Origin of the sequence: Leptolyngbya sp. GGD (genome assembly GCF_026735145.1) — a bacterium.
Classification (GTDB): Bacteria; Cyanobacteriota; Cyanobacteriia; order Leptolyngbyales; family Leptolyngbyaceae; genus Leptolyngbya; species Leptolyngbya boryana.
The window spans coordinates 24,112-40,765 of record NZ_JAPQKE010000001.1 but is presented as its reverse complement, the minus strand read 5'-3'; the positions used below and the strand labels follow the sequence as shown (position 1 = coordinate 40,765).

Annotated in this window: 14 protein-coding genes; 11 read left to right on the top strand and 3 right to left on the bottom strand. The window is 47.1% G+C overall.

Features of this window, described 5'->3' with window-relative positions:
• Positions 1-67: 67 nt before the first annotated feature.
• The 6 genes from OU814_RS00185 to OU814_RS00160 all read left to right on the top strand — a co-directional run bounded on the left by OU814_RS00185 (position 68) and on the right by OU814_RS00160 (position 6,844).
• Complete coding sequence (locus OU814_RS00185) at positions 68-2,518, top strand: ATP-dependent Clp protease ATP-binding subunit (RefSeq protein WP_268179573.1); 2,451 nt, start codon at positions 68-70, stop codon at positions 2,516-2,518.
• Positions 2,519-2,739: 221 nt separating this feature from the next.
• Entirely contained in the window at positions 2,740-3,156 is a 417-nt protein-coding gene (gene arfB / locus OU814_RS00180; protein ID WP_190649715.1) for an alternative ribosome rescue aminoacyl-tRNA hydrolase ArfB, read from the top strand.
• 102 nt (positions 3,157-3,258) lie between these two features.
• Positions 3,259-5,400: a type I DNA topoisomerase gene (gene topA, locus OU814_RS00175; RefSeq protein ID WP_268179571.1), complete on the top strand. Its 2,142-nt coding sequence runs from the start codon at positions 3,259-3,261 to the stop codon at positions 5,398-5,400.
• 168 nt (positions 5,401-5,568) lie between these two features.
• On the top strand, positions 5,569-6,048 hold the full coding sequence (locus OU814_RS00170) for a GNAT family N-acetyltransferase (protein WP_268179569.1): 480 nt from the start codon (positions 5,569-5,571) through the stop codon (positions 6,046-6,048).
• A gap of 367 nt (positions 6,049-6,415) precedes the next feature.
• Positions 6,416-6,667 carry a DUF2281 domain-containing protein gene (locus tag OU814_RS00165; protein ID WP_268179567.1) on the top strand — a complete coding sequence of 84 codons (252 nt, stop codon included), beginning with the start codon at positions 6,416-6,418 and terminating at the stop codon, positions 6,665-6,667.
• Positions 6,668-6,844 (top strand): hypothetical protein, encoded by a 177-nt coding sequence (locus OU814_RS00160; RefSeq protein WP_017291145.1) that lies wholly within the window; start codon positions 6,668-6,670, stop codon positions 6,842-6,844.
• An 80-nt stretch (positions 6,845-6,924) separates the two neighbouring features.
• On the opposite strand, the gene OU814_RS00155 is transcribed toward OU814_RS00160, so the two are convergent.
• On the bottom strand, positions 6,925-7,914 hold the full coding sequence (locus OU814_RS00155; RefSeq protein WP_017291146.1) for a GntR family transcriptional regulator: 990 nt from the start codon (positions 7,912-7,914) through the stop codon (positions 6,925-6,927).
• Between the two features lie 393 nt (positions 7,915-8,307).
• Between OU814_RS00155 and OU814_RS00150 the strand changes: the two genes are divergently transcribed.
• The 3 genes from OU814_RS00150 (at position 8,308) to OU814_RS00140 (ending at position 12,010) form a co-directional block, all read left to right on the top strand.
• The gene (locus OU814_RS00150) at positions 8,308-9,021 is read left to right on the top strand and encodes a dienelactone hydrolase family protein (protein ID WP_268179564.1); all 714 of its coding nucleotides are present in this window, start codon (positions 8,308-8,310) and stop codon (positions 9,019-9,021) included.
• Positions 9,022-9,061: 40 nt separating this feature from the next.
• Positions 9,062-9,949 carry a S1 RNA-binding domain-containing protein gene (locus OU814_RS00145; protein WP_268179562.1) on the top strand — a complete coding sequence of 296 codons (888 nt, stop codon included), beginning with the start codon at positions 9,062-9,064 and terminating at the stop codon, positions 9,947-9,949.
• Positions 9,950-10,036: 87 nt separating this feature from the next.
• On the top strand, positions 10,037-12,010 hold the full coding sequence (locus tag OU814_RS00140) for a tetratricopeptide repeat protein (RefSeq protein ID WP_268179560.1): 1,974 nt from the start codon (positions 10,037-10,039) through the stop codon (positions 12,008-12,010).
• Here the strand turns inward: OU814_RS00140 and OU814_RS00135 are convergent.
• Entirely contained in the window at positions 12,000-12,779 is a 780-nt protein-coding gene (locus OU814_RS00135; protein WP_268179557.1) for an aminotransferase class IV, read from the bottom strand. The genes OU814_RS00140 and OU814_RS00135 overlap by 11 nt on opposite strands.
• Positions 12,776-13,960 (bottom strand): TPR domain-containing glycosyltransferase, encoded by a 1,185-nt coding sequence (locus OU814_RS00130; protein WP_268179555.1) that lies wholly within the window; start codon positions 13,958-13,960, stop codon positions 12,776-12,778. The genes OU814_RS00135 and OU814_RS00130 overlap by 4 nt, the downstream gene beginning before the upstream one ends.
• 95 nt (positions 13,961-14,055) lie before the next feature.
• On the opposite strand from OU814_RS00130, the gene OU814_RS00125 reads away from it, so the two are divergent.
• Both OU814_RS00125 and ftsH3 read left to right on the top strand, forming a co-directional pair.
• Positions 14,056-14,370, top strand: coding sequence for an ATP-dependent metallopeptidase FtsH/Yme1/Tma family protein (locus OU814_RS00125; protein WP_268179553.1), 315 nt, complete (start codon positions 14,056-14,058; stop codon positions 14,368-14,370).
• Positions 14,371-14,583: 213 nt separating this feature from the next.
• Entirely contained in the window at positions 14,584-16,425 is a 1,842-nt protein-coding gene (ftsH3, locus tag OU814_RS00120) for an ATP-dependent zinc metalloprotease FtsH3 (protein ID WP_017291153.1), read from the top strand.
• Positions 16,426-16,654: the final 229 nt, after the last annotated feature.

The following is a 16,654-nucleotide window of genomic DNA, read 5'->3' as shown; positions in this document are numbered from 1 at the left end:
AGTAGTTCACGCTCCTCTGCTGTTGGCGCATTTGTCAACGCAGACCTCGCATAGTGGAGAAAGCCCGATGTTTGAATACTTCACCGATCAGGCGATCGAGACCATCATGTTTGCCCAAGAAGAAGCCCGCCGACTGCGGCAGAACTCTGTGGGCACAGAAGCAGTTTTGCTGGGCTTACTCAGACAGGATGATACGATCGCCGTATCGGTCTTGCATGAATTGGGCGCAGACCTAAGCAAAGTGCGCTCAGAGGTCGAAAAAATTGTCGGTTATGGAAATGGTGCGTCGTTTGGAGAACTTCCCTTTACGCCCAAAACGCGCCAAATCCTGGAACGAGCGCTACAACAAGCCCAGATGATGGGAATGCGCTACGTTCGTGCAGAACACATTTTATTAGCCTTAGTCGATGACAACCAAGGCGTTGCCATCAAAGTCTTGAGCCAATTGGGTCTAAATCCAGCTGAAATCCGTGCCCACATCACCCGCGCTCAAGCGGAACCGATGGCAGTAGGACAACCGACTGCACCTCGAAAAGCGGCTGGCTCGAATAAATTAGTCGCTCTGAACGAGTTTGGGACAAATTTGACCCAGATGGCAGCAGAAGGAAAGCTCGATCCCATGATTGGACGGCAGAAGGAACTCGATCGCGTCATCCAAATTCTCGGTCGCCGCTCCAAAAATAATCCAGTTTTAGTCGGCGAACCGGGTGTGGGTAAAACTGCGATCGCAGAAGGACTCGCCCAGCGAATTTACGACCAAGCCGTGCCTGAGATTTTGCAAGATCGGCAAGTCTTTATGCTCGATATGGGCGGGTTGCTGGCAGGAACTCGCTTTAGAGGTGAATTCGAGGAACGCATGAAGCAGATTCTCGATGAAGTTCAGCAGTCCGGTAACGTCATTTTATTCATTGACGAAATTCATACCCTCGTTGGCGCAGGTTCGATCGGGGGCGGAATGGATGCCGCGAATTTGATGAAACCTGCTTTGGCACGCGGTCTGTTGCAGTGCATTGGCGCGACGACTTTGGATGAGTATCGTCAACATATTGAGCAAGATGCCGCCTTAGAAAGGCGATTCCAACCCGTCATGGTGGGCGAACCCAGTGTTGAAGAAACGATCGACATTCTTCGAGGATTGCGCGATCGCTATGAGCAACACCACCAATTACTCATTGACGATGCAGCAGTAGAAGCAGCGGCAAAATTAGCCGATCGTTATATTACCGACCGATTCTTGCCGGATAAAGCGATCGACTTAATCGACGAAGCAGGCTCTTTAGTGCGATTACGGCATACCAATCCCGCCTTAAAAGCTCTGAAGAAAGAACTCCGGCAAGTACAGAAAGAAAAACAAGCGACCGTCGCAGCGCAAGATTTTGACAAAGCTGGCACACTCCGCGATCGAGAATTAGAACTTGAACGCGAATTGTCTGCTGGAGTTCCAGAGGCTGCAATGCCGACTGTGACCGAAGAAGATATCGCGCAAGTTGTCGCATCTTGGACAGGTGTTCCGGTTAGCAAACTGACGGAATCTGAATCAGCGATGCTGCTGCATTTAGACGACGTTCTGCATCAGCGAGTCATTGGACAAAATGAAGCAGTGAGCGCAGTCGCACGAGCAATTAAGCGCGCTCGCGTTGGACTGCAAAGCGCCGATCGCCCGATCGCATCCTTCATTTTCTCAGGGCCGACAGGGGTCGGTAAGACTGAACTCGCAAAAGCTTTGGCAGTTGCGGTGTTTGGCTCAGAGAATGCCATGATTCGGTTAGATATGTCCGAATATATGGAATCTCACACCGTCTCGAAATTGATTGGCTCGCCTCCTGGCTATATCGGCTATGACGAAGGCGGACAGTTGACCGAAGCGGTTCGCCGCAACCCCTATACCGTCATTCTGTTTGATGAAGTCGAGAAGGCGCACCCAGATGTCTTTAATCTGATGCTGCAATTACTCGATGATGGTCGTTTGACCGATGCAAAAGGGCGCACGGTCAGCTTCAAGAATACCTTGTTGATCATGACTTCAAACTTAGGGTCAAAAGTGATCGAGAAAGGTGGCGCAAGTTTAGGATTTGCGACTGAAACGGGTTCCTCAGATAGCGTCCAGTACAATCGCATCCGGACTCTCGTGAATGACGAGTTGAAGCAATATTTCCGCCCAGAATTTCTCAACCGTGTGGACGAGATTATTGTATTCCGTCAATTGACTCGCCCCGAAATCATTGAGATTGCTGACTTGATGATTCAAGAAGCGGCAACTCGGATTGCGGAGCAAGGCATTTCCCTCGAAGTCAGCGATCGCTTCAAAGAACGAGTCGTTGTAGACGGTTACAACCCCAGTTATGGAGCACGTCCATTGCGTCGCGCGATTGCTCGGTTACTCGAAGATAGTTTGGCTGAAGCCTTCTTAGCAGGTCAAATTCAGAGGGGAGACACCGCGATCGCCGATGTCGATGATGATCAGCAAGTGGTGATCAAAGCTGTGAAAATGCCCGTCTCGATCGCCGCTTCTGCGTAGGTTTTCTTCGCAAATCTACTCTACATACTTTTGATCAGAAGCCTTATGTATCTACATAGGGCTTTTTCTGTGTTCTTCGTTTCAGAGAGTCACAACAGGCTTGAAAGTTATCCCTTTTCTGCCTCGTCGAAGCCTACTTGAACAAGCTATCATTCAGACAATCCTGTCATTCTGGACGGCGATTTGGACAAATCGTCGCGAATCAGAGCTAAAAGCGAACAATGCTACAAATTTCTAGAACCGTGAGTATTCCCGATGATGAGATTGAGATGAGGGCAGTTCGTTCTCAGGGAGCAGGCGGACAAAATGTGAATAAAGTTTCCACAGCGATTCATCTTCGATTTGATATTCAGGCTTCTACATTGCCCGATCGCTATAAAGAAAAACTGCTGAAGCTCAGTGATCATCGGATCACAAAAGAAGGAGTCATTGTCATTAAATCGCAAGAGCATCGCAGCCAAGAGCAGAATCGGGAAGAAGCATTGCAGCGACTTCGAGCACTGATTCAGAGTGCAATGATTGTGCCCAAGCCTCGTAAGCCCAGTCAGCCGACCCGCAGTTCTCAGAGGAAACGGTTAGATTCCAAAACTCGCCGCAGTCAAATTAAATCGATGCGCGGAAAAGTAACCGATGAGTAGCGTTGATACCGAATTCACTCCTGAATCACTGAAAGGAATCGCCAAACCCCACAAAACGAAATAAAATATAGTTCCTATGTTCTATCTCGTTTCACTCTCCCCATGCCCACCAAGCTCCTGATCGTCGAAAGCCCCGGCAAAGTGAAAAAGCTCAGCCAAATTCTCGGCTCAGATTGGCTGGTGAAAGCCAGCATGGGACACGTTCGGGAACTCGCGAGCGATGGCATTGACTCCCTCGGATTCGAGCTAGAACCGGGCAAAGTCAAGTGCCGATTTGTCCCCAGAGGAACCCGTGGCAAAGAGACGATCGCGCAACTCAAATCCGCCGTCCAAAAAGTCAACACCGTCTACCTTGCTACCGACGACGATCGAGAAGGCGAAACGATCGCATGGCATCTACAACAAGCGCTCCACCTCAAACAACCGCAGCGCGTTGTTTACAGCGAAATTACGGCACCTGCAGTTAAAAGAGCGATCGCTCATCCCCGCCCTCTCAATCAAAACCTCGTCGATGCTGGACTCTGCCGCACCGTCCTCGACAAACTCGTCGGCTACAAAGGCTCCCCCTTGCTCTGGAAATTGCAGAATGGAGCAAAATCAATGGGACGAGTCCAAAGCGCCACGCTTCACATTCTGTGCGATCGCGAACGTCAAATCGAAGCTTTTGTCCCACAAGATTATTGGAATGTCTTTGTCGAATATGCAGAAGGCTTTCGCGCTTTCTACCACGGCTCAGACACGCCTGAAGCTGAAGCTACACCAGATGATGCAACTCCCGCTAATGAACGCAGCACTCCCGAATCAACTCGCGTGCTCAGCCAAGCTGAAGCCGATCGCTTAGTTCAACAAGCCCAAGCTTATCCGCATCACATTTTGTCGATCGAGGGCAAAATCGTAAACCGTACCCCGCCACCGCCCTTTGTGACTTCTAGCTTGCAGCAAGCGGCTGGCTCGCGCCTTAAGTTTAGTCCTGAAAAAACGATGCAGGTCGCGCAGTCGCTCTATGAAGCGGGACATATCACCTATATGCGCACGGATAGCATTGAACTCAGCCCAGAGTATTGCCAGGCAGCTCGGCAATGGCTCACAGACCATGATCCAGACAATGTTCCTAAGAAAGTAACCAGTCACCGCAAAGTAAAAGGCTCACAAGAAGCCCACGAAGCAATCCGTCCAACTGATATCAATCGAGCGTCGGCTCAACTGAAACTCGAACTTTCAAGTGATGAATTTGCCCTGTATGTGTTGATTTGGAAACGTGCGATCTCATCTCAATGTCAGCCTGCTCGGGTGCGCCAGACTCGAATTTTGACCCGATCGGGCAACATTTCTTGGCAAGCCAAAGGACAAGTGATTGAATTTGCAGGCTACAGCAAGTACTGGAATAACTTAAGTGCTGATGTTGAATTGCCCTTGTTGCAAGCCAATCAGGCTTTAACATTAGCGCAAGCAGCACACGAACAAAAGCAAACCCAACCTCCGCCTCGTTACAGCGAACCCAAATTAGTTCAAGTCATGGAACGGCAAGGAATTGGACGACCGAGCACCTATGCTCCGACAATTCTTACTTTGAAAGAACGAGCTTACGTAGATGTGGTGAAAGGAGTATTGCAACCGACTACTCTAGGTTTAGATGTCGATCGCTTTTTAGCTGATGCTTTGCCGGATTTACTTCAATCTGCATTCACCGCTGAGATGGAGCGATCGCTCGATCACATTGCAGCAGGTCAGCAAAATTGGCAAAAGTATCTCACAGCTTGGAATGAGACGTACTTTGAACCCGCGTTATTAAAAGCAGAGCGAATTCTTCCGCAACATTTAACGAATTCGCCCATTCCACGATCGACAAAGCAACTTCAACTCTCTAGAACTCGCTGCCCAAGCTGTGAAAAGCCGCTTGCTAAAGTTCCAAGTAGCAAAGTCAAAAAGAAATACTTTCTCAAATGTGTGGAAGGTTGTGAGAATGTTGTTTTGTTTTGGTCTGAGCGATCGAAACGTTGGGAAGCTCCACAAGCCAAAAGCGATCGATCTGAGTTAGCAAAACCACAACTCACCGATTTTTCCTGTCCAGTTTGCCGAAAAGCTTTAGAACGCTATGACTATCAAAAAGAAGGACAGACGAAAACGTTACTCCGTTGTTCAAATCCCAAAGCCAGAACAGATCCTAAGCACAAAGATGTGGTTTACTTCCAAACAGAAAAAGGTTGGTGGAGTCCAAAATTTGGAGAACTAAAACCAACCTAATTGTTCGATCGTGTTGTTATGCAGACCAATCTATCGGTTGGGGTAATAGTTGAAAGGTTATCGGTTAGCCACAAATGCCTCAGGAATTTATTATGAAGGCGATGGGAAATCTTAACGTTAGTGCTTGAACCATGGAGTAAAATGTACAAGCCTTAACTAAAAATTTCTATGATTCGATTGACCATACCCCATGACACAAGTGCATTACTTGCTTTGGCAGAGGCAACAGGGCTTTTCGAGTCAAATCAAATTGAAGAACTCGCTCAAATGCTAAATCAGCATTTCAGTAACGAAACAGATAGCCAAGGTGTATGGCTAACCGACTACGATAATGAGCCAGTGGGGGTTGCCTACGTTGCGCCAGAACGTATGACAAACGGGACATGGAATCTCTATCTGATTGCTATTCATCCCAACCACCAAAAACAGGGACGCGGAGCCGTGTTGTTGCGATATGTCGAGCAAATGCTCGCTGAGCGCGGCGAGCGTGTGCTACTAGTGGAAACATCTGGAACGGACGACTTTGAATACGTCCGCGCATTTTACCGCAACAATGATTACGTGGAGGAAGCGAGAATTCGCGATTTCTACACAGACGGTGTCGATAAAATTGTCTTTCGCAAGTCACTGAGAAGTGTTGCTGCATAACATAATCCCGTTGCACACCGACCGTATCGAGTTGGTTGGTTGAGAACGAAAATTTACTAGCGGCGGGTGAGCGGGATCGTTAGTTCGCGTTATTTAGGTTGTTTACTATACAGTCCGTAATACGTTCCGTTCTCGACAAGAATGAGTAACAGACCCTTCAAGGTACTTTTCTCGAACTCAATGGTGGTTAGCAGGCACAAAAAACAGTAAAACAGTTTGTCGCGTTGATAGAGCGAGTTGAACGGCTAGAGTGAGCCTGCTGAGGCTTGAAATTTACCGAGCAATAGTAACATAAACTGTAGGGATAGCTTGGAAAATAGCTGACTAGAATGCTTATTGTCAAACCGCACTTTAATCTGGAACCTCAATGATGATAATTGCTGAACAGATTTATGCACTCGTGAAATCTGTTCCTCAAGACCAAGCAAACGAAGTCCTGACTTTTGCTGAATTTATTCATGCTAAACATCTCAAGGATAATCAATCATTGAGTACAGTAAGCTCAACGGACTGGTCAGAGTTCGTTTATTCTCTGGATGAAGCATGGGCAGAAGACTTTCCTACCCTAGAAGCAATTCGTGCTGAATCAGGACAGGACACCCTGCGGGAGAGCCTTTAGATGTATGTTTTGGATACCAATACCCTGATCTACTACTTCAAAGCACAAGGGCTGCCCATTGGTTCACTAGATATTTTAATTGCAGGAACAACCCTGACACTTCAGGCAACTCTTGTCACCCATAATGTCAACGAGTTTTCCCGAGTTTCGGGACTGGCGATCGCAGATTGGTATTAACGATTCATCAGCAAGCTTCAAACTGCTCCCACAGCCTGTCAATAGAGCAGAAATAACGAATTGACTGGATCGCAGTCGATTTACTCTAAACCTAACTCGCGCTTCAGCAAACTAATCGACTTACTGACAATAAAATTCTCGCAACAAATCACTTGCGGCGGACGAATAATATCATCCCGCGAAGCCGAAATCGTCGCCTTCACCGTCGCACAACTCACGTGATCAAAACTAAAAATCGTCTGTGCAGTTCTCACCATCGCATTGAGTTTGTAGCGATCGTTCACCTGCGCCGTCATGACCAACAAATCATCCCCGCGTAAACTGTGAATAATCACCTCAGCCACGCCAACCGTTCCCGCACTCAAACTGACAATACCGAGACAAGTTCCTTTCGGCATCGTCTTCACCATCTTCAATTCCTGCTCAAAGTCGTAAATATCGACCGGAATCACCCGTGCCGCTTTTGGCATCGCGATCGCTTCCGCTTGAGCAATGAAATATCGACTCGTGACCACCGTACTCGATCGCGTCTGATCTAACACTTGCGCCAGTTCTTCCATGGGAACAAGCTGCATCGGAATTGCCAGAGCGCGTTCTAACTCTCGCATCAACACTTCCCCATTGGCAATATCATGCAGCGGAGCTGTGACCAGAACCGAAGCACTACACCGCAATCTCCAATCGATTTCTGCTAGAAATAATTCTCGTGCTTGTCCGAGCGAACATCCTTGTTTCACAAGCTCATCTAAGCTGGTTTGGATAATTTTATGCGCTTGGGGATATTGCTCAAGCAGAGGCGATTTAATATGCGCTGCGGTGTCATCATGTCCCTGGTCGCGTACATAAATTCCTGAACCCGCTTGGGCATCTACGACCCCTGCATCTTCAAGTTGGCGATAGACCTTACTAATCGTATTGCGGTGCAGCCCGGTTTGCATTGCCAACTGACGCGTACTCGGCAAGCGATGTCCCGGTGGAAATTGCCGCGATGCGATCGCGAATAAAATCTGGTTATAGAGTTGAGTTGATGCCGGGATATCACTATCTGGCTGAATATGAAACTGCACCATGCCCGTGCCTCAAGCTACGTTCTCTAAATAATTTTTACCGTGCAAATCCTTACATTATTCGTTAATCAGAATCTGCTTTTATCGTCCACTAGTTTAAGTGCCACACTGGATAAAGAAGTTGGGTATTTTTTCGGTTTGTCATTTGATTTACTTTGGCGCATCAGTATTATTTCTGACTTGCTTAAACCTTGAATCTAACTCGCTTTCAACCCCTTTACTCACCCCAATGGCAACAGTATAACTCGTAGAATTTCGATTGCCTTTTTGAAAAAATCCGTGATGTAGGTTATCTAGGTTCCTCTTTTTTTTTGAACTGTAAAGATAAATAAAGCTTCTGCTGATTTTTTTGGCAAGTTTTGGTTAAAAATACTGAGAGTTACAGTGTGAACGATCGTGAATTCCTCTTGGATCAAAATTTCTAACCAATCTCTCGACATTGATGCTTATCTGGCTGAACCCAGTTCGCCAACTTCAGCGGCGATCATCGTCATTCAAGAAATCTTTGGTGTGAATCCTCACATTCGAGATGTGACAGAACGATTCGCGCAAGCCGGATATATCGCGATCGCGCCCGCTATTTTTCAGCGAACGGCTCCTGGATTTGAAGTCGGATATAGCCAAGAAGAGACAAAACTTGGGCGATCACATAAAGATCAAACTCAAGCGGACGAATTGTTAAGCGATTTGCAAGCGACGATCGATTATCTAAAAGCGAAAGGCATTCAGAAAATTGGGGTGATCGGCTTCTGCTTTGGTGGACACGTTGCCTATTTAGCGGCAACCCTGCCAGACATTCAAGCCACCGCTTCATTTTATGGTGCAGGCATTGTCACGATGACTCCAGGTGGAGGGGAGCCGACCGTTTCTCGAACTCCAGACATTCAAGGAACGCTCTACGCCTTTTTTGGAACCCAAGATCCGTTAATTCCGGTTGAACACATTGATCAAATTGAAGCGGCGCTCAAAGCGCACCATATTGATCACCAAGTGTTTCGGTATCCAGTAGGGCATGGTTTTTTCTGCGATCGACGGGCTGATTATGATTCGACTGCCGCCGCTGATGCTTGGGAGAAAGTTAACGCGTTGTTTTCGAGATTGAAGGACTAAAATGGAAAGCTGATACTTTGTTTCTTAGGACCTATCTCCAATGCCATCTCGATCGACAGATGCTTCCTTTTCGATGGAAGATTTCGCAAAAGCCTTAGAGCAACACGATTATGAGTTTCAGAAAGGAAAACTCGTGACGGGTAAAGCCTTTAGCTACGAAAGCGATGGGGCATTAGTTGATATTGGAGGCAAGTCTCCTGCGTTTCTGCCGATCGAAGAAGCGAGTGTGCGGCGCGTGAATGATGTTTCGACTGTGCTGCCCTTGGATGAAGAACGCGAATTCATTATTGTTCGCGAACAAGATGCGGATGGACGAGTAACCATTTCGCTGCGTCAGCTTGAGGTGCGGAAAGTTTGGGAACGCTTAGCCGATTTGCAGGCGAACAATCAGAGTGTCCAAGTTCGGGTCACGGGCATGAATAAGGGCGGCGTGACTGTAGATGTTCAAGGACTGCGAGGCTTTATTCCACGATCGCATTTGGTTGAGCGTGAAAATTTAGAAGCGCTGAAAGGACAAACGCTATCCGCAACGTTCTTAGAATTGGATCGCGATCGCAACAAGATTGTTTTATCGAACCGTCTGGCAGCCCGGACTGTGAATTTCAGTCAGCTCGAAGTTGGGCAAGTCGTGACTGCAACGATTACCAGCTTGAAACCGTTTGGTGCGTTTGCTGAGTTTGATAGCACAACAGGGTTATTGCACATTAATCAAATCAGCAAGAACTATGTTGAATCGCTATCTTCACTGCTGAAAGTTGGGCAAGAAATTAAGGCGATGATTGTGGATCTCGACGAAGGTCGCGGTCGGATTTCGCTTTCGACACGGGTGTTTGAGAACTATCCTGGAGAAGCGATCGAAGATTTTGCGAAACTGATGGACGAAGCAGAATCGCGGCAAGAACGAGCCAAGAAAAACTTACTGGGATAGGTTCCTGATAAATCTTGTTGCAGCAGCGACTCTGGAGAAATCTAGGGTCGCTACAATTTTTCTGAACGCGATCGCAACACTTTTCTTATGGCAAAGAAGCAGAAACCTCAATCCTCAAAATCATCCAAAGGATTTGGGACAAAAAATTTAGCCCCTGAATTACAAAAAGCGATCGGGCTAGCTGCGCGGGAAAAATGGGCTGAAGCGCGCGATATTTTAGAACGCTTAAGTGAGGATTATCCGAACAACACAGAAATCCTGCTGATGTTGAGCAATTGCTGCTATGAGATGCAGGATATGTTGGCATTTCAGCGCGTCAGTGAACGGTTGGTTGAGCTTGAACCGAATAATGCAGATGCAGCGTTTGCTTTAGGGCAAACCTATCTCACTAATTCTCATTTTTTACTGGCGCTACAAACGCTACAGTCTGCGATCGCACGTTGGTCAGATTATCCCAATGCTGAAGAGATCAACGAGATCATCAGCAAAATTGAATCGCAAGTGGATGAATTACTTGGAGAAGCTGGCTTAGTCGGTGAAGCAGGGTTTGAAATTGCGATCTTGCATGAACGCGGACAGGCTGCGCTAGAAGTAGGCGATTATGCAAGAGCTAGACAACTCGAAGAGCAAGTTTTAGAGCGCAAACCAGATTTTGTCGCTGCGAGTAATAATTTGAGTCTGATCGAATTCTTGCAAGACAACCTTGAAGGCGCGATCGCAGTTTGCACTCAAGTTCTGGAAACTCAACCGAATAACATTCACGCGCTGTCGAATTTAGTGCGTTATTACTGTTTAATCGGCAAATTAGACGAGGCTCAGCAAATCGGCGATCGCTTGAAAGCAAGTCAAGCTTCTGCCTGGGATGCTTGGACGAAAAAAATGGAAGGATTGAGCTTCTTGGGAGACGATCAAAGTGTCGTTGAGGTGTTTCAACAAGCCGAAAAAGAAGGCGACCCTGAAATTGCTTCTGCAATGTTCTTCCATTTGGCTGGGGTGGCATTTGCAAGATTAGGACAATCCTCAGAAGCTCGAAAGCATTGGAAGAAGGCGTTAGAAGTCTCTCCCGGATTTGAGCTAGCACGATCGAATCTCGATAATCTGAATCGTATGACAGGTGAACCCGCTTGGGCTTTTCCGTTCAGTCATTGGTTCACACCTATCGCTTTAAAAGCGGTGGAAAAAGCAATGCGATCGGGACAATCTTCTGAGAAAGCCTTTCAGAAATCGATGCAAATTTGCCTGCAAGACCACCCGGAAATCAAAGCGGTTATCCCAATTTTGTTCGATCGTGGAAATCCAGCCGGACGACATCTGGCTTTTGTGATCGCTTCAAATCTAGCAACGCCTGAGTTTCTAGAGATGTTAAAGGATTTTGCATTGAGTCAGCAGGGATCAGATTCGATGCGCCATGAGGCAGCCATTCAAGTGGCTGAAGCTGGATTGTTGCCGACGGAAAATGTTCGGATGTGGTTGCAAGGAGAATGGCGAGAGATTTCGTTGATTTCCTATGAGTTCTATGATGAGTCGCCTTATAAGCGATCGAAAAAAGCAAATGACCTGATGCGATCAGCTTTGAACAAGTTGCGATTTGGAGACAAAGCAGAAGCAGAAGAGGCAGAGCAGTTATTGAGACAGGTTCTAGAACTGTATCCTGATTCACCGGATGTTTTGAATAATATTGCTGCATCCTATGACATCCAAGAGCGAACTGAAGACATGCTTGCACTGATCCAGGAGATCATCGATCGATTTCCAAATTACGTCCCTGCGCGTGCTTCGATGGCTCAATATCATTTACACAATAAAAACATTGAAGCGGCTGACACACTGCTGAAGCCAATGATTTCTAGAAAACGTTGGCATATCGATGATTTTGCAACGTTCTCTAATTCGTATTTGCAGTTACTACTGGCGCAGAAAGAGACAAAAGCCGCCCAACTTTGGCTGAATCTGTGGGCTGGAGTTGAGCCAGATCGAATTGATGTGCAGCAATGGCAAAGACGATTAGCACCCTCATCTTTCCTCGATGATCTTGACCCAGTAACGCGTCTTAAACGGTGAAGCACTCTCTTAGAAGTTGAAAACTAGGATGGTCAGCAACATATTGGAATTGAGTCTCACGATCGAGAACTGTGTGAATTGGAATCACTTCCATCACACAGTTCGTATACGCGATCGCTTCAAATTCCCGCACTAAATCCGGTCGCCAAGTTTGTTCAATCACATGGCTCAACGAACTGAGAAGATGCGATCGCAATAATCCTGGCAAAATTCCATCGACTAAAGGTGGAGTCCACCAACCATTGTCTTTCCAACCCCAAAGCGTACCTGTACTCGATTCGAGCCAGTTGCCATCTAAATCTGTCAGAATTGCTTCTTGAGCATTCAACCGCTGAGCCGTTTGGAGAGCGAGCCAAGGAGCAAGGTAGTTTCCTGTTTTATGTTGAGGAAGCGATCGCGAAAGTTCAGATCCTGCGACCCAAGCTGTAATGCCTTTTTGCTGACGCTCTGCTAAATCAACTGGCAGAGATCGACCTGCAACCCATTCTCGTCCATCTGGAAAAACGACAATTCTTAGAACTGGATAGTCATTTGAGAGCCATTCCGCGCCAGATCGAATGTTGTCCCAATTAGGAGATTGCCAGTGGAAATCCGCGATCGTCGTTTCTAAGCGATCGCAATGCCCCTTCCAATTTGTCAATTCATGATCTAAGGATTGGTAAACTCGCAGGGTCGTAAAAGTTGTAGCACCATAGATTAAACCTGGATCAGTGATGGAGAGTTGAATTTGATCCCCTGCAATGGCGCTTCCGTTGTACCAATATTTCACAGTAACCCCATTTCTCTTAAGCCTTGTTGCAGCCTCTCAGCTTCGGGAGAATTCTGCTGTTGGTGCAGATCGATCGCAGTCTGAAACGCTGCTACACTCTCAGGCACTTGTCCCAATTTCAGTAACACGACCCCCAGATTTTGATAAGCCTCAGCGTAATTTGGATTCAGCGCGATCGCTTGATTGTAATGCGCGATCGCCGATGAGAATTGTCCCATTGCTTTTAAGGTTGCGCCTAAATTGCAATGCGCGATCGCAAAATTCGGATCAATCTTTAATGCCTGCTGAAACAGAATTTGGGCGTTTCGCAGATCCCCGGCATCTTTTAGTAAACTCGCTAAATTATTGACGGCTCCTAATTTCAGCTTCGGTAGGATTGGCTGCTGAATGGCTTGCTGGTAATGATGGGCAGCTTGCTCGATTTCATTCAGTTGCACATGCACACTGCCTAAATGGTAATGCAGTTCATATTGCGTCGCAGCATCCTCGACGGTAGACAAACCTCGCTCTAAAAGTTCGATGCCTTTCGCCGTTTCGCCTATCTGAACATAGAGCGCGCCGAGCTTACTACAAACATACGGATCATTGGGATGAGTTGCCAGAAAGCCTTCCATGGTCGATCGCGCTTTATTCGCCTTATCCCGTCCAGCAATCACATCCGCCTGATAACCCTCATGCAAAATCGCGACTTCCGAAATCGCTCCAATCTTCCAATGCGCCTCTCGTTTCAGCAACGCCTCAACTTGATCATCGATCATCGCGTGATACGGACGAGAAAACCAAATCTCAGGATGTCGTCGAAATAATCGCGAAATTAATGAATAGGGAGACTGAGCTGCTCCAATTTCTTGCCGAACTAAATTAAACACAAGATAGTCATCTTGCGCGATCGCCTGTTTCAAGGTCGGTACAATCTCTGGAACTAAGACCTCATCCGCATCTAATACCAAAATCCAATCGCCATGAACATACTTCAGCGATTCATTGCGGGCGGCAGAAAAATCATTCCGCCATTCAAAAGAGTGAACTTCTGCACCAAAAGACTTGGCAATTTCTATTGTGCGATCGCTCGATCCAGTGTCCAGAACCACCATCTCATCGACCACATTCTGAACGCTAGACAAGCAGCGCGGCAGATTTTCCGCCTCATTTTTGACAATGATACAAAAACTCAGTTGCATAACGTGGTGATCGTGAATCCTTAAGTTAGATTGGACGAATCGAATCAGCGATTCTGAAAATCCGACTCTATATATTCTCAGAAGGATACATTTTAATGAACCAGCGGTGGAGAAACACAGGATTATATGGACTTTTCGCGATCGTGACGATCGCGCTATCAACCGCAGTCTTTGCTGAACAGCCCCAAACTCGTGAAATCTGGGAATACAGCCAGTTTATTCAAGAAGTTGAAAAAGACAATGTTAACAAAGTCAGTTTGACTGCCGATCGAACTCGAATCTTGGCACAATCCGAAGATGGAAAGCGCTTTTTAGTCAACCTGCCGGACGATCCTGAACTGATTAACACTCTGGTGCGGAATCAGGTCGATATCTCTATCGTGCTTGAACTCAAGGACAGCGACTTCTAGCCCCAAATCGTTCCTGCCTGATTCCTGACCAGGATACTAAAAACTCCACCCCATAACGTGATCGATAGTAAATCCTTACGTTACATTGGATAAATCGGTAATTCTCAGATTTCTCTCGTATTGATGCAAGAAGTCTTAATACAGAGTAATATAAGTTTACAAATACAAATCCGAGAACCCGATTTATTCCTATTTTCAGGAGGATACACCCCGGTGAACAAGCGGTGGAGAAATGCAGGGCTATATGCGCTTTTAGCGATCGTCGTGATTGCTTTGGCAACGGCGGTCTTCGATAAGCAACCCCAAACTCGTGAAACCTGGCGCTATAGCCAGTTTATTCAAGAAGTTGAAAAAAATAATGTCAATAAAGTCAGTTTGAGCGCCGATCGGACTCGCGCCCTAGTGCAATCTGAAGACGGAAATCGCGTCTTAGTGAATCTGCCGACCGATCCTGAACTCATCAGCATTCTGACTCGCAATAACGTCGATATTTCTGTTCTACCTGCAACCGATGGCAATGACTTCTGGCTCAGAGCAGTCAGCAGTCTTTTCTTCCCAATCTTGCTGCTTGTGGGCTTGTTCTTCCTGTTGCGCCGCGCTCAAAACGGACCAGGTAGCCAAGCGATGAACTTTGGCAAATCCAAAGCCCGTGTGCAAATGGAGCCTCAAACCCAAGTCACCTTTAACGATGTGGCAGGGATTGACCAAGCGAAGCTGGAATTGAACGAAGTTGTAGACTTTTTGAAAAACGCCGATCGCTTTACTGCAATCGGTGCAAAAATTCCCAAAGGTGTCCTACTCGTTGGACCTCCTGGAACTGGTAAAACCCTGTTGGCAAAAGCTGTTGCAGGCGAAGCAGGCGTTCCGTTCTTCTCGATTTCCGGTTCTGAATTTGTCGAAATGTTCGTCGGTGTGGGTGCGTCTCGCGTCCGTGACCTGTTCGAGCAAGCCAAATCGAATGCACCTTGCATCGTCTTCATCGATGAAATTGATGCAGTTGGTCGTCAGCGTGGTGCGGGTCTAGGCGGTGGTAACGATGAACGTGAACAAACCTTGAACCAACTCTTAACCGAGATGGACGGGTTTGAAGGTAACACGGGAATCATCATCATCGCGGCAACCAACCGTCCTGATGTCTTAGATGCAGCGCTCTTACGTCCGGGTCGTTTCGATCGCCAAGTCGTCGTTGATCGTCCTGACTATTCCGGTCGTTTGGAAGTGCTCAACGTTCATGCGCGCGGCAAAACGCTCTCGAAAGACGTTGACCTCGAAAAAATCGCGCGTCGGACTCCTGGATTTACCGGAGCAGACTTGTCGAACTTGTTGAACGAAGCCGCAATTCTTGCCGCTCGTCGCAATTTGACTGAAATTTCAATGGATGAGATCAACGACGCAATCGATCGCGTCTTGGCAGGTCCTGAGAAGAAAGACCGTGTAATGAGTGAGAAGCGCAAAGAACTTGTGGCTTATCACGAAGCAGGTCATGCACTCGTCGGTGCTTTGATGCCTGACTATGACCCTGTTCAAAAAATCAGCATTATTCCTCGCGGTCGCGCAGGCGGTTTGACCTGGTTCACACCAAGCGAAGACCGGATGGATTCAGGCTTGTATTCTCGCTCTTACTTGCAAAACCAGATGGCCGTTGCTCTAGGTGGTCGAATCGCTGAAGAAATCGTCTTTGGTGAAGAGGAAGTTACCACAGGCGCATCGAACGACCTTCAGCAAGTAGCACGCGTTGCAAAACAAATGGTGACTCGATTCGGCATGAGCGATCGCTTAGGACCAGTCGCATTAGGTCGTCAGCAAGGCAACATGTTCTTGGGTCGTGACATCGCTGCTGAGCGGGACTTTTCCGAAGAAACCGCAGCCGCGATCGACGATGAAGTTCGCAACCTGGTTGAACAAGCTTACCGTCGTGCAAAAGCGGTGCTGGTTCAGAATCGTCCGGTGCTGGATAAACTGGCAGAAATGCTGGTGGACAAAGAAACCGTCGATGCTGAAGAACTGCAAGAGCTTTTAGGCAATAGCGACGTGCAGATTGCAGCGATCGCGTAAGCGCTGAATACTCATGTAAGTTTCTACTTCACTGAAAATTCGAGAGATGTTCCACCGGGGCATCTCTTTTTTTTACAGAGAACTCCAGATCGCTAAAACTTAAATAAATATGTCACAGTTTAAATGTATAGCTAGTGTGAAATGTCATGGTTGCCGCTTTCCGCCATGACTTCATTCACCCTAAAACTTAAAGAGAACTCAGGGTAATTACTCAATCTTGTCGTCTAGT